The sequence below is a fragment of the Kocuria massiliensis genome, assembly GCF_900169715.1.
Lineage (GTDB): Bacteria > Actinomycetota > Actinomycetes > Actinomycetales > Micrococcaceae > Rothia > Rothia massiliensis.
This window is the reverse complement of sequence record NZ_LT835161.1, coordinates 687336-700715: the sequence shown is the minus strand read 5'-3', so window position 1 is coordinate 700715 and position 13380 is coordinate 687336. Positions and strand designations below refer to the sequence as shown.

General features: G+C 59.3%; 13 protein-coding genes. 5 read left to right on the top strand and 8 right to left on the bottom strand.

The window, feature by feature from the left end; translation table 11 throughout:
* The 5 genes from B9Y51_RS07505 to B9Y51_RS07485 form a co-directional block, all read right to left on the bottom strand.
* Window positions 1–393, bottom strand: a 393-nt coding sequence (locus tag B9Y51_RS07505) for a PRC-barrel domain-containing protein (RefSeq protein ID WP_143468060.1), incomplete at its 3' end; no start/stop codon positions are given.
* 424 nt (window positions 394–817) lie between these two features.
* The gene (locus B9Y51_RS07500; RefSeq protein WP_238650968.1) at window positions 818–2242 is read right to left on the bottom strand and encodes an amino acid permease; all 1425 of its coding nucleotides are present in this window, start codon (window positions 2240–2242) and stop codon (window positions 818–820) included.
* A 290-nt stretch (window positions 2243–2532) separates the two neighbouring features.
* Complete coding sequence (tpx, locus tag B9Y51_RS07495) at window positions 2533–3033, bottom strand: thiol peroxidase (protein ID WP_048682833.1); 501 nt, start codon at window positions 3031–3033, stop codon at window positions 2533–2535.
* A 44-nt stretch (window positions 3034–3077) separates the two neighbouring features.
* Window positions 3078–3521 carry a SufE family protein gene (locus B9Y51_RS07490; RefSeq protein ID WP_085529300.1) on the bottom strand — a complete coding sequence of 148 codons (444 nt, stop codon included), beginning with the start codon at window positions 3519–3521 and terminating at the stop codon, window positions 3078–3080.
* The gene (locus B9Y51_RS07485; protein WP_048682838.1) at window positions 3518–4423 is read right to left on the bottom strand and encodes a sulfurtransferase; all 906 of its coding nucleotides are present in this window, start codon (window positions 4421–4423) and stop codon (window positions 3518–3520) included. The genes B9Y51_RS07490 and B9Y51_RS07485 overlap by 4 nt, the downstream gene beginning before the upstream one ends.
* A gap of 401 nt (window positions 4424–4824) precedes the next feature.
* Between B9Y51_RS07485 and B9Y51_RS07480 the strand changes: the two genes are divergently transcribed.
* On the top strand, window positions 4825–6837 hold the full coding sequence (locus B9Y51_RS07480; RefSeq protein WP_238650920.1) for a potassium transporter Kup: 2013 nt from the start codon (window positions 4825–4827) through the stop codon (window positions 6835–6837).
* 55 nt (window positions 6838–6892) lie between these two features.
* Here B9Y51_RS07480 and B9Y51_RS07475 read toward each other — a convergent pair whose 3' ends face one another.
* Entirely contained in the window at window positions 6893–8257 is a 1365-nt protein-coding gene (locus B9Y51_RS07475; protein WP_048682842.1) for an MFS transporter, read from the bottom strand.
* A gap of 199 nt (window positions 8258–8456) precedes the next feature.
* Here B9Y51_RS07475 and B9Y51_RS07470 point away from each other — a divergent pair, with 199 nt between their 5' ends.
* On the top strand, window positions 8457–9635 hold the full coding sequence (locus B9Y51_RS07470) for a winged helix DNA-binding domain-containing protein (protein WP_085529298.1): 1179 nt from the start codon (window positions 8457–8459) through the stop codon (window positions 9633–9635).
* 8 nt (window positions 9636–9643) lie between these two features.
* Here the strand turns inward: B9Y51_RS07470 and B9Y51_RS07465 are convergent, their stop codons facing one another.
* Window positions 9644–10081 (bottom strand): VOC family protein, encoded by a 438-nt coding sequence (locus B9Y51_RS07465; protein WP_085529297.1) that lies wholly within the window; start codon window positions 10079–10081, stop codon window positions 9644–9646.
* A 3-nt stretch (window positions 10082–10084) separates the two neighbouring features.
* Window positions 10085–10507 (bottom strand): VOC family protein, encoded by a 423-nt coding sequence (locus B9Y51_RS07460; RefSeq protein ID WP_048682850.1) that lies wholly within the window; start codon window positions 10505–10507, stop codon window positions 10085–10087.
* Window positions 10508–10593: 86 nt separating this feature from the next.
* Between B9Y51_RS07460 and arfB the strand changes: the two genes are divergently transcribed.
* The 3 genes from arfB (at window position 10594) to hchA (ending at window position 13076) form a co-directional block, all read left to right on the top strand.
* On the top strand, window positions 10594–11034 hold the full coding sequence (gene arfB, locus B9Y51_RS07455) for an alternative ribosome rescue aminoacyl-tRNA hydrolase ArfB (protein WP_085529296.1): 441 nt from the start codon (window positions 10594–10596) through the stop codon (window positions 11032–11034).
* Window positions 11035–11221: 187 nt separating this feature from the next.
* Window positions 11222–11557 carry a hypothetical protein gene (locus tag B9Y51_RS07450; RefSeq protein WP_143468023.1) on the top strand — a complete coding sequence of 112 codons (336 nt, stop codon included), beginning with the start codon at window positions 11222–11224 and terminating at the stop codon, window positions 11555–11557.
* Window positions 11558–12200: 643 nt separating this feature from the next.
* Window positions 12201–13076, top strand: a complete 876-nt coding sequence (gene hchA, locus B9Y51_RS07440; RefSeq protein WP_085529293.1) for a glyoxalase III HchA — start codon at window positions 12201–12203, stop codon at window positions 13074–13076.
* The last annotated feature ends 304 nt before the right edge of the window (window positions 13077–13380 follow it).

Sequence of the window (13380 nt, the reverse complement as noted above, 5' to 3'; positions counted from 1 at the left end):
GGCGGTGCCAGCGGCGGTTCCGGCGGCAGCGTTACCGTCGTGACGCTCCTGGCCGGCGTTACCGCCCTGGCCCGACGTCGAACGATCCAACGAGTAGTACTCGTAGATGCGCTGTTCTTCCTCGGGGCTCAACGAACCGTCGTCGTCGATGTTCGGAGCGTCCTTGACGAAGTCCTTGTCGAAGGGAACCGTGATGCCGTCATCGGTGGCCTTGGCCTTGTTGAGCGGAACAAAAGTTTCCTTGGATCCGAACAATCCGGTGTTGACCGTTGCGAAGGTGGGTTCGTTGGTCTGGTCATCGAGGTAGATCTCGCCGACCTTACCGATCTTGTCGCCGTTGTTGCTGAATACGGTGCTGTTACGCAGGGACTCAATGTTCTGGTTATTAGTCATGGTCCTACTTCCTGATTGTCGATCCACATTAGTTCACAATCTAATTTTCGAAACCAATAATTGGATTCGATTTGTTTTTGCAGTCTAACCTTTTCGAGTTCAGAGGGTCAACGGTATACATTTCCCCTCTCGGCGTAATTGAGAATGAGGCAAATTTAGAACAAAGTTGCATACAGTTCATGCGCCTGCAATTGACGGTTCACGTGGCTTGATGCAGGGCCGGACTGCTGCCGCCATCCAGCCTCTCCAAGCGGAACCTCCGAGGAATTTCAGGGATTTATGCCAGGTCACACGGTACGGGGATTGGCGTGGCACCCAACAACGAAAGTGCATTCGCCGAGATTGCAGAAAGGTGAAAATAAAATAAAAATCCCACCTGTCGATGTTTCGACAGGTGGGATGAGCTCGCAATACTGCTCCGGCGTCAGTTCTCTTTCTGCGAGCTCGACGAACCGGCCGGGGCAAGTGACTGAACATCGGCTTCCATGAGCGGTACGCTCTTGGACCGAGTCACGAGCTTGTGTCCGAACCAGATCGCGAGGAATACGGGCAACCCAATGTACGAGGTCAGCACCTCGACCAGTTGTCCCTTAAACACTGCCTCGTAGTTTTGCCCCAAAATCACGATGATGCACAGGACAAACGCGATGATTGGCCCCAAGGGGAACAGCGGTGCCTTATAGGGGAGGTCCTTGAGGTCGTACCCCTGTGCCACGTAGGCACGGCGGAACCTGAAGTGGCATACGGCGATGCCTACCCACACGATGAATCCCGACAAACCGGAAATGTTGACCAACCAGGTGTACCCCGCACCTTGCCCCACAATCGCCGTAATGAACCCGGCGAGGCCGACGCAGGCCGTCGCGATCAAGGCCGGCATGGGGATGCCTCGCTTATTGACTCGCGCGAAGATCTTGGGCGCCTTTCCTTCCAACGCTAGGGACAACAGCATGCGGGTTGACGCGTAGAGGCCTGAATTACCTGCTGAAAGAATCGCCGTCAAAATCACGGCATTCATGAGAGACGCCGCGAAGGCCACGCCGGCCCTCTCAAACACCAAGGTGAAGGGCGAGAAGGCGATATCGGTTTCGCTGTTGCGCAGGAGGTTGGGATCGGTATACGGAACCAAGAAACCGATGACGGTGATGGCGCCGATGTAGAACAACATGATGCGCCAGAACACGGAGCGCAGGGCCTTGGGAACGTCCCGACGCGGATTCTCGGCCTCGCCCGCGGCAACACCGATCATTTCGGTTCCCTGGAAGGAGAACCCAGCGATCATGAACACCGAAATGATCGAGATGAATCCGCCGTTGAAGGGTGCGTCCCCGGTGGTCCAGTTAGATACGCCCGGGGCCTTCCCACCGAAGATCCCCAGAATCATCAAAAGGCCCGCAACCAAGAACAAGACGACGGCGGCGACTTTAATCGCGGCCAGCCAGAACTCGCCTTCACCGTAGGCCCGCGCAGACAACGCGTTGAGGCCCGTCAGGAGAACCAAGAAGACGGCGGCCCATACCCAACCTGGAACGTCCGGCAACCAGAAGGACATGATGAGTCCGGCGGCAACGAGCTCCGCGGCAACCGTGATCGCCCAGTTGAACCAATAATTCCACCCCATGGCAAAGCCAAACGAGGGGCTCACGAATCGCGTGGCGTACGTCTGGAAGGAGCCGGCTAACGGCAGATGCGCGGCCATCTCTCCCAAAGATTGCATGAGCAGAAGGACCATGATGCCGATGACGACGTACGCCGCGAGCGCTCCGCCTGGCCCGGCGTTGGCAATGGTTCCGCCAGATGCAACGAAGAGTCCTGTACCGATGGCGCCGCCGATGGCAATCATCTGCATGTGCCGGTTCCGGAGACCCCGCTTGAGTCCTTCGTCGGTCAGGGCCTGCGGCTTGATTTGTGAAGACACGGTTCTCCCGATGGATTGAGCATCTAAATTCAGTTCAGGCTACCACCGCTACGGCCCTTGTTAACGCGGAATCAAGGGCAGCCAACCGCGCCCCACCACATTGCCGGCCACTGTCCCATCGCGCCAGAAGCCGGGCCGCCGTCATCGGGCACAACAGAAAGAACCCACCGGATCGAGGTCTTCCCTCAACCCGGTGGGTTCCTTAACGAAACGCGAAAAGTTTAAGCCTGGGCCGCAGCGAGCGCGGCGTCGTAGTTGGGCTCCTGGCCGATTTCGGGGACCAGTTCCTGATAAGCCACGTGGCCTTCGGGGCTGATCACGACGACGGAGCGGGCGAGCAAGCCTTCCATGGGACCGTCGGTGATGCGCACCCCGTAGTCGTCGCCGAAGGTCGAACGGAATCCCGAGGCGGTGACGACGTTCTCGATGCCTTCGGCACCGCAGAAGCGTCCCAGGGCAAACGGGAGGTCGTTGGACACGCACACCACAACGGCGTTGTTCAGCGTCGAGGCCTCTTGGTTGAATTTACGTACGCTGGCCGCGCACACACCCGTGTCGACGGACGGGAAAATGTTCAGGACCACGGTCTTGCCGCGGAAATCATTTTCCGTGACCTCGCCAAGGTCGGTTCCGGCCAGGGTGAAGGCCGGCGGGGTGGTTCCCGTCTCGGGGAGGGATCCGGAGGTTTGAGTCGGATTGCCTTGGAAGGTTACTTCAGCCATGGATTTTCTCCTCTGGTCGCGTTGTTCGCTGGTGGGTGGGGATACTACTGGGTTTTTTCGGCGACTTGACGCTGAATGCGCGTCAACATACCGCTCATGCCATTGAGCCTCAGGGGGCTGACCGCTTGAGTCAGGGAAAGCCGGAGGGGAAGGTCCGCGGGAACCGCGGTGACCGTCTCAGCCGATGCACCGTCTAGGCCCTCTTGCAAGATGCCGGCAAACCCTCGCGTGGTCGGCGCCTCTGGTGGCGCTGAGAAGAACAACCGCACGGTGCCGTCTTCTTCGACCTCGGTCACCAGGAAGATCGGCGACTGACATTCGGGCACCGGTTCGAGGAGTTCGGGATGATCCTGGAACCGGGCGGGAAGGTCGGGCAAGCCCTTGCTGAATTCCAAAAGGAGCTGGAGCCTGTCCTGTGGAGGGAGGTCGGCGAAATCATCGACGATCTCCTGCAGGGCCTGCGGCAGGTCCGTGGTGGTTTCGGTCATGATGCTGCGGGAACCTCTCCGGGCTCTTCGCCCTGAACGATCGGCACGCGTACTGCGTTGCCCCACTCGGTCCAGGATCCGTCGTAATTGCGAACGTTGCGGAATCCTAGGAGGTGCTCGAGGACGAACCAGGTGTGACTGGAGCGTTCCCCGATGCGGCAGTACGCGATGATGTCTTGATCCGTGTTCAGCCCCAGCTCGTCTTGGTAGATCGTGCGGAGCTCTTCGGCGGACTTGAAGGTGCCGTCGTCGTTGGCCGCACGGGCCCACGGAACGGAATGCGCCGTGGGGATGTGGCCGCCGCGCAAGGCGCCTTCCTCCGGGTAATTCGGCATGTGAGTGCGCCGACCGGTGTATTCGTCCGCGCTCCGTACGTCGATCAGCGGGATCTCGCCCAAGGATTCGCGGACGTCGGACAGGTAGGCCCTGATGGGAGCGTCATTGCGCTCTACGACGGGGTAATCACCGGCAGCGGGGTTGGGCACCTCGGTGGTCAGCGGGCGATCTTCCTCGATCCACTTGGCGCGGCCACCGTCAAGGAGGCGAACGTCGTCGTGGCCAAACAGCGTGAAGACCCACAGCGCGTATGCGGCCCACCAGTTGGACTTATCCCCGTAGACGACGATCGTGCTGTCGCGGCTGATTCCCTTGCGGGACATCAGGTCGGCGAAGGCTTCTCCGTCGATGTAGTCACGGGTGACGCTGTCGTTGAGTTCGGTGTGCCAGTCCACCTTGACGGCCCCGGGGATGTGGCCGGTTTCGTACAGCAGGACATCCTCGTCGCTCTCGACGACCACCACGCCGGGATCTTTGGCGTGCTCAGCCAGCCATTGTGTGCTGACCAATCGCTCCGGATGGGCGTACTGGGCAAACTTGGTGTTGCTTTCGGTTGGTGCTGGCACGTGACCTCCAGAGTCTCGCGGACATGTACTCGAGGGAACTTCTTCAGCCCCTCCGTTATTCCCGAATCTACCCGGTTCGGAGCGCTCGATCGTCCGCCTCCGCGGTGGGCCGAACCTCATGCACGGTCAACGGAACGTGTTGAACGTGGGCCAAAACGGCGATTTTTTGCAAACCGCCCTCCTTGGACGCAGGGTTTTACGCCCACAATGTATGGCAAAAACACCAAGAATGTGCGGTGATTTGGGGATGGCTTGGTTTCATCGGTGAGGCACCATTTCACGTTCGGGAAGGTTGTTTCCGGCATCATTACTGTGGTCCCCAAATAATGGTTGTTGACATCACATCGAATGCCATCTTTTGATGTTGCCGCGCCTCTGACCTGGTGGCACAATCATCGTTCGTGAATAACACCGCTGATTCAGCATCGAATCACATTGAACCCTCCGAGGCCGACGCCGAAGCTTCGGAGGCTAATTCGGAACAAGTTGCCGAGTCTGAAACTATGTCGATCCCCCTCGACGCGCCACGTCCCCGATCCAAGGGGATTCTGGTGATGGTCATCGCCGCCATGGGCGTCGTGTTCGGGGACATCGGAACCAGCCCCCTCTATTCGATGCAAACCGTCTTCAGTATTCACGATCACGCGATCGCACCCTCCGATCAGGATGTCCTCGGCGTGATCTCGATGGTGCTGTGGTGCCTGATCCTCATCGTGACGGTCGCATACATCGGCTTCATCATGAGGGCCCATAACCAGGGCGAAGGCGGAATCCTCTCCCTCGCCTCCTTGATTTGGCATAAGCTCGGCAAACGTTCGAGCCGTGCCGGTGCGGCGATCATTCTGGCCGTCATCGGCGCGTCCCTGTTCTACGGCGACTCGCTGATCACACCCGCGATCTCGGTGATGAGTGCCATCGAAGGTATCGAAGTTGCCGATCCAGGCTTCGGGCAGTACATCGTGCCGGTCTCCGTGGTGATTCTGACGCTCCTCTTTTTCGTCCAGCGGTGGGGCACCGGCTCGATCGGCAAAGCCTTTGGGCCCATCATGGTCGCGTGGTTCGTGGTCTTGATCGTGCTCGGACTCCCGCAGATCGTGCAGAATCCGTCCATTTTCCGCGCATTTTCGCCCACCTATGCATTTGCTTTTGCTCTGGACCGCCCGTTCGTCGCGTTCGTTGCGATGGGCGCCGTCGTTCTCGCAGTGACAGGTGTGGAAGCCCTCTACGCGGATATGGGTCATTTCGGTCGCAAGCCCATCATGCTCGCGTGGTTTTCCTTGGTCCTCCCGGCCCTGGCCATCAATTACCTTGGCCAGGGAGCAATGATCTTGCGCAAGCCTGAAACCATCGACAATCCTTTCTTCCATCTGGCGCCGAGCTGGGCGCAGCTGCCGCTGGTGGCCCTCGCGGCGGCCGCCACCGTGATCGCTTCGCAGGCCGTTATTTCCGGGGCCTTCTCGGTGTCTCGCCAAGCGACGCGACTCTCCCTGCTGCCGCGTCTTCGGGTGATTCAAACCTCTCAGGACCAAGGTGGGCAGATCTACATGCCAACCGTCAATCTGCTGCTCTTCGTGGGTGTCGTCGCACTCGTGATCGTTTTCCAGTCGTCCGGCGGCCTGGCTGCGGCCTACGGGCTCTCGGTGACCGGAACGCTGTTGCTCGAACTGTCACTCTTCCTCCTCCTGGCCCACGCGGTGTGGGGATGGTCGATCCTGCGCGTCGGCCTGTTGGCGTTCTTCGTCGGAGGGCTCGAGCTCGTTCTTTTTGGCGCGAACGTCGTCAAAGTCTTTTCGGGAGGTTGGCTCCCCCTCCTCATCGCGGGAATTTCGATCACGATCATGCTCACGTGGCGTAAGGGCTCACGGATCATGTGGGGACGGCGCGCCGAGATGGAGGGACCCATCGAGGAATTCGTGGAAAGGGTGCGGGAAACAAACGTTCGTCGCGTGCCCGGCGTCGCCGTCTATCCGCACGGCAACCCGCTCACCACTCCCCTCGCATTGCGCAACAATATGGAGTTCAACCACGTTCTCCACGAACACGCCGTCATCATCACGATGAAAAACGTCGGCGTGCCCCACGTGAGGGCCGAGGACCGCATCAGCGTCTCCGACTTGGGAGATCCCGACGACGGCATCGTGCATATTCTCTGCCGTGTCGGTTTCAACGATTCGCAGGACGTGCCTCAAGCACTTCGCCTGGCCACGGGACGTTGCGGGGAACTCGATTTCGACCCCGACGAAGCGAACTACATGCTCTCGGTGTTCCGAATCGAGAAGGGCGACGACAAGTGCATGTCGCGCTGGCGCAAGGGGCTCTTCCGGTTCCTCGAGAAATTCGCGGCCAACCGTACGCATGCCTTGCATCTGCCACCCACCGGGACGACGGTCATGGGCGCGCAGGCGGAACTCTAACGGGCTGAACTGCCTCCCCGGGCGAGAAACGTTTACCCCCCCTGGGAGGCGCCGACTACTGACTGGGCCGAGCACGCTCTTTCAGGTACCGACGCGCGTGGGGCACCTCGATCAGGATCATGAGAATTCCAATGATCCACAAGGGGAATTGCACGGCCATGGCGGCCTTGAACCCGCCGAGAGAATAGGTCGATGGGGTTCCGGCTCCCATGAGGTCCAGTACCACTCCGACCATGAGAACCGTGATCAGTGCGGCGGTGAACCCGCCCATATTGGCCAAGCCGGTGGCCACGCCCCGTTGCCGCTTGGGCGCATGCGTACGCACGATGTCGAAAGCGATCATGGACAAAGGGATTCCGGCTCCCATGATGATGCCGACCAGCATGGTGAGCCAGATCGGTGCGGCACCCGGCCACGCGATCACGACAATCCAGGACGCGAACATCGTCAACACTCCCCCAAGCGCCAAGGTCACGCGATGGTCGGAGTATTTCGAGATGATCGGCCCGAAGACCAACGCCCCCACCATCGAAGCAACGATCGCGGCATCGAGCACAAGGTGCGCCTGAGCGTTGGTGTAGCCGAGACCACCAGTAAGGAACGGGGTGCCCCAGAGCAGGAGGAAGCTGTCTGGGGCAAACATCGTCGAAAAATGAACCCAAAAGGCCAAGCGGATGCCCGGGCGTTTGATGAGGGACTTGATCGCCGGAAAGACTCCGCTCGAACCGGGACCGACCACGGGCAAGACCTCGGTCAGGATGATGGGGCCGGTATCCGCGAAGACGGGCGCGCTCGTCGTCGGCAATTCTTTCTGTCGACCGGTCAGGCGTTCGGCGAGCGTGCCGGCGCCTGGACCATCACGCATGACCAACGCGACGAGGATCAAGATGACGACCCCGATGGCGGCAAGACTCGCAAAACCCGTCATCCACCCGAAGGCTCCAATCACGGCCGCGAGCGGGGCAACGGCCACCAGCTGACCGACCTGCCCTGCCAACCCGGTGATCTGGTTGACCACAGGCGATTGTTTCCGTGTGAACCACTCCGCAGCCAATCGCACGACCGACGTGAAGATGCAGGCATCCCCGGCGCCCAATAAGATGCGGGCACCGATCGCCACCGGAATGAGATCCGTACTGGCGAGCGCAAATTGCGCCACGGACATGAGCAGTAGACCGCTCGCGATCACCCAGGACGTCCCAAAACGGTCCAGGCTCACGCCCACTGGAATCTGGCACAGCGCATAGACCACGAGCTGGAGGACGAGGAAGGACGACAAGACCGTCGCCTCCGCACCGAAGTGTTCCTGCGCGGTGGGACCCAGCGCGGAGAACGAGCTGCGGTTGATGAGGGCGAGAAGGTAGGCCGCAATGCCAACGCCCCAAATGAGCCATTTGGCGTGGAATTTCCGGGTGATCATGATCTTGAGGGTATCCCGCCGGAATACCCTCTCGTCCAGCTCAAATACAGACTGTGGATAACATTTCGTCGGCTGATTTTTCGATGGAAAATTTACTCGAGGGTACGCCGAACTCCGGGCAGCTACTTCGCGAATGCGGCCTCTGTCTATGCTGAACTCAGCCGGCGCACGCCGGTGACCGCCAGACCCGGGAGTTTCGATGAGACGGATCGACGACGAAGAACGCCGAGCGAGGCTCGCGCGCCGCCACGGCATCGCGCCGGAGCACCGACATTCCTCGCTGACCGAGGCCGTTCATGGGGTACTTGCACTTCACGCGACAGAGCCGGCGACTCCACACCTGTCCCTTCACGCACGCGTGGATGGCCTGATGAAGCAGGACGTCGAGACGGCCTTGTACAAGGATCGAACTCTGGTACGGCAGCTCGCTATGCGACGGACGCTTTTCGCTTTTCCGCGCGAGTTTGTCCCGGCGGCCCTGGGAGCGCCGTCGGCACGGGTCGCGACCACGCAATACAAACGGTTGGTCAAGGAAATCGCCGCAACGGGCGCCATCCCCCATCCCGAAGCGTGGCTCGAATCTGCTCGTGAGGCAGTTCTTGCGTTCCTGTCGGGCGGACGCGAGCACCAACAGTCCGAGTTGAGGGCCCTGGTTCCCGAGATCTCGGGGACGATGACTGTCAACGCGGGAACCAAATATGAGGCCGAGAGCCACATTGCACCCCGCCTCGTGACGTGGATGGGGGCCGAGGGCGACATTGTTCGTGCTCACGGAGCGTCTCACTGGCGTGTTAACCGTTTTGGCTGGGCCCGTATGGACGAATGGCTGGGGTCCGTGCCGGAGCGCCCTTCCGAGCGAGATTCGTACAAGCAGTTGGTCGAGGCGTACCTCCGCGGGCATGGTCCTGCCACGGAACGCGACCTCACGTGGTGGTTCGGTTCTACCAAGTCGGCGATGCGCCGGGCGTTGGCCGACGTGGAGGCCGTGGAGGTTCAGCTCGAACGCGGAGCGACCGGTTGGGTGTTGCCCGACGACGTCGAGCCGGTCGATCCCGTCGATCCCTGGGCGGCATTGTTACCAGCGCTCGATCCGGCATCGCTGGGGTGGAAGGACCGGGATTTCTACCTTGACGCGGATTTCTCGGGCTCGGTTTACGACTGGGCCGGTAATCCCGGAACCACGGCGTGGTGGGATGGCCGGATCGTCGGTTCATTTGTTCAGGACGCCGCGGGCTCCGTCGAGCTCATCCTGGGGTCAGACCCGGGACGAGTCGCACGTCGCGAGCTGGAAAACCAAGCCCGCCGTCTGGAGGAATGGCTCGACGGAGAACGCGTGACAGCGATCTACAAGGCTCCGATCACGAAGGGGCGCTGGTAAGTCTGCGGCTACTTTTGGGTGAGGTCCTGCGCCAGCATCACGACGATTCCGCTGGGACCGCGCAGGTAGGTGAGCTTGTAAACGTCGCGATAATTCGCGACCCCGCGAAGTGGGAAGCACCCGTGACGTGCCGCGATTTTCAGTGATTCGTCGATGTCATCCACAGAAAAGGCGACCCGGTGCATTCCTATGTCGTTGGGCCTAGTCGGCGCGGAGGGATTGGCATCGGGGTGAATGTACTCGAATAATTCGAGTTTTCCCTCTCCGTCTGGCGTCGTCAGCAAGGCAATCTTGGCGTGATTACCGTCCAATCCCACGGCAGTATCCGCCCAATCCCCGCTGATCTCGTCCCTCCCTTCGACGCTCAGGCCGAGGTCGGTAAAGAACGCGATCGTTTGCTCAAGATTTTCGACGGCGATTCCGACATTTTCTAGGCTGATACCCACCTGTTATTTTCCTTCGGAAGAAAAGGACCACATGACGCCGAAACGGTCAAAAACCTGGCCGTACCAGTCTCCCCAGGGCGCCTTACTGAACGGCATATTGACGGTTCCGCCGGCCTCGGCCAATTTATTGAACAGCTCTTTTGATTCTTCAGGAGTATCCGTGGTGTACAGCAGCGAATACGCGGTTCCCTGAATCGGATAGTCGGTGCCGTCGTCCATTGAATCCCCCGCCGCGATGGCTCCGTTCGGCAAAATGAGGGTGGAATGTGCGACCGACTGAGGATCAGGGGTGAACGGCATGCCTTCAAGTTTCACGTCGCCGTATCGAAGAATGGTCAATTCTCCGCCGAAGATTTCGTGCCAGAGTGTCATCGCTTCCGCGGTCTGACCGGGAAGGGAAATATAGGTTGCTAGTGAGGATGTCATGATTGCTCCTTGTCACAGTGATGGTTCTCAGGACCAATATGTCACGGAAACGGGTGATCCAGATAGAGTCCGGGCATACTCGAAGCATGCTTGACCTGCACGTACCTCCCGGCCCTGGGGCTCCCCGAGGGCTGCTCATTCCTTCCAGCGAATTGGTCGAGCAGTTTTCACGTGCCTCCGGCCCGGGCGGGCAAGGAGTCAACACCACTGATTCTCGGGTGCAACTGAGCCTCGACCTCACCACGACATCGGCACTCAATGATGATCAACGGCGTCGAGCGTTGGAAATCCTTGCACCACGACTGGCCGACGGGGTGCTCACGATCTCCGCGGCTGAGCACCGTTCTCAGCGACGTAATCGGGTGGCCGCCCGCGAAAGACTCTCCTCCGTCCTCCGGGAGGCCATCATGCCGCCGACGCCGCGTCGTCGGACCAAACCCACACGCGGATCGCAACGTCGTCGGCTCCACGGGAAAAAGATCCGGTCGGAAATTAAGCAACAACGTCGGGCGCCTCGGGGCGAGTAATAAGCGTCAGTAGCTGATTCTTTTGGCGTGGGCTGTTGCGCCGGACAGCCTACACATTTCTATCAATTCTGCAATTTCATTGACAGCGCCAGCCAGAGTTTTAGTATGTGGTCAACAAGGAAATAGGAATCTAGGAAATCACGGCGCGCCGTCAATGGTGCCGGATGAACATCTCAATGGGGCAACGATGAACACCAAACCCGAACCACATCAAGCCAGCACATATGCAAAGAACTCTCCATTCACGGGCCTCGCATTATTCCTATTTTTGGTTTTGTCTCCATATGCCTTCAGCCTCCTGCACGTGCCGGAGCACCTGGAAAAGGCCGTGACTATAGCCGGAGTAATTCTTATTGCTTACCTGGGGATTGTGCTGGGGAACTTTTCTGAGATGCGGCGCGCAAGGCTTCACGCGATGGACGACGTCGGCGCTGAAGACTCGGCGCAGTCTCACGAGAGATTTGAAGTGGATCGACTGCCTCAAAACCCATCCTCGGCAGAGGATTCCATGGCCCGTAGCTAGTCGAACCTTCTGTTAGAAGCCTTTGGTGTATTGTCCGTTCGGGTCGTTTTGAAGCCCGGCACGGTCTAGAATCTCGAAAATGTTTTGGCGATGCCTCCCCATCCCGGTCAGTTGAAATGCCATTGAATTCTCACTTCGTATGGTGAGGGTTGTCGACGGCCCACTCGGAGACAAGCTAATTATGATGGTCTCACCCCATGAAAATGGGCTAGCCCCGGTGTCGTTTTTCAGCGTGTTCGGCCCGTCAAACCTGCTGTTCCGCCCACCTAAAGCGTCCAGCGCGGGCCCTACCCGGTTCCAGACTTCTTGGGGATGCATGGGCAATGTCGTTTTGTATTGAAGGTGACGTACCATGGTGATTCTGGTGGGCCTTTCCTGAGCAGATTGGGTCAAATGTGGGGTTACTGGCCACAGATATTTCCACCGTACTCGTGGACACGCCCCACGGACCGCATTAATGCCCGTTGCTATTTAGACCCACGTTCTCATGAACTGAAATTTCGTGGCCGTTCGCGCTTAGGGCAACAGGATGCGTTGAGAGCGTAAGGCCCCTGACTCGCGGACCAGCCGGAGCCTATTCTGACGGTAGGACCATTCATGAGTCAGCAATTCCTCATGTACCACCACAACAGTTAGGAATCCCATGACCGAGTCGACTCAGACGTCAGATGCTCAAGATCGTCAGCCCACTGCGGATCCCGCCGAGGATAACGCCTTCTTTCCGTCGCCCTACTCTTTGAGCCAGTACACAGCTCCCGTAACGGACTTCGACGGACTTTCGACGGATGCCACCTATGCAGGAAACCGTTGGAAAGTTTTGGTCATTGCCACCGAGGAACGGTATATGCCGATGCAAAACGGCACGTTCTTCTCGACCGGAAATCACCCGGTTGAAACGCTCCTCCCCCTTCACCACATCTCGAAAGCCGGCTATGAGATTGACGTGGCCACGCTCGGCGGCGGCGTCGGAAAGTTCGAGTGGTGGGCATACCCGGGTGATGACCAGGCCATTCGCGAGACTTGGGAAGGCACCCGCGAGAAATTCAAGAGCCCGCGCAAGCTCGCCGACGTCCTCGCCGACGGCCTGGACGACTACGCCGCCATCTTCATCCCAGGTGGTCACGGAGCCATGAACGGCATCCCGGAAAGCCGGGACCTGCGTGACGCTTTGGACTTCTTTATCACCGAGGATCGGCTCATCATCACCCTGTGCCATGGTCCGGCAGCCCTTCTGGCCGCCGGAATCGACCGGGAGGCCAATCCCCTTGCTGGCCGGCAGATCGTGGCGTTCCCCGATGCCCTCGACGCCGGAGCGAACATTGAGATCGGCTACCTCCCCGGCGCGATGCCTTGGGCGCTTGGTGAAGCCCTTACGAAGGACGGCTTCACGATCACCAATTCCGAAATGAGCGGTGCAACCGCTCGGGACGGAAATCTACTGACGGGCGATAGCCCCTTGGCCGCGAATCAGCTGGGTAAGGACTCGGTGAAGGCGCTACTGGAAGCCTTTGGGGAATAAAACAAATGTATTGAGGGGTGGCCGGCTTCGATGGGCCGCCCCTCATTGCTTCCCCAAGGGCAAATGTTTCATTCCTTAAGCCTTATGCCACTTTGAGTGGAATGAACGTCGCAATCTGTGCACTCACTTTATTTACTACGCAATCGAATTCGTAACGATTTTGGAGACTAATCTAGAACTCCGCCAACGCGCCGAAGTATTGTGCGGATCCCACCCTCCGAACTCCTTGAGATACTCGCTGTCGAGGAGCGGTCGAAGCTCACCCAGATCGACTTCATTGAGTTTCTTGTTGGAGGTAGATCTC

What these genes read in the sequence shown, in the direction of transcription:
- B9Y51_RS07490 (WP_085529300.1), bottom strand. Translation starts at nt 3,521, where the DNA reads ATGACCGAAACCACCACGGACCTGCCGCAGGCCCTGCAGGAGATCGTC.
- B9Y51_RS07475 (WP_048682842.1), bottom strand. Translation starts at nt 8,257, where the DNA reads ATGATCACCCGGAAATTCCACGCCAAATGGCTCATTTGGGGCGTTGGC.
- B9Y51_RS07450 (WP_143468023.1), top strand. Translation starts at nt 11,222, where the DNA reads ATGAACACCAAACCCGAACCACATCAAGCCAGCACATATGCAAAGAAC.
- tpx (WP_048682833.1), bottom strand. Translation starts at nt 3,033, where the DNA reads ATGGCTGAAGTAACCTTCCAAGGCAATCCGACTCAAACCTCCGGATCC.
- B9Y51_RS07470 (WP_085529298.1), top strand. Translation starts at nt 8,457, where the DNA reads ATGAGACGGATCGACGACGAAGAACGCCGAGCGAGGCTCGCGCGCCGC.
- B9Y51_RS07460 (WP_048682850.1), bottom strand. Translation starts at nt 10,507, where the DNA reads ATGACATCCTCACTAGCAACCTATATTTCCCTTCCCGGTCAGACCGCG.
- hchA (WP_085529293.1), top strand. Translation starts at nt 12,201, where the DNA reads ATGACCGAGTCGACTCAGACGTCAGATGCTCAAGATCGTCAGCCCACT.
- B9Y51_RS07500 (WP_238650968.1), bottom strand. Translation starts at nt 2,242, where the DNA reads ATGCAGATGATTGCCATCGGCGGCGCCATCGGTACAGGACTCTTCGTT.
- arfB (WP_085529296.1), top strand. Translation starts at nt 10,594, where the DNA reads ATGCTTGACCTGCACGTACCTCCCGGCCCTGGGGCTCCCCGAGGGCTG.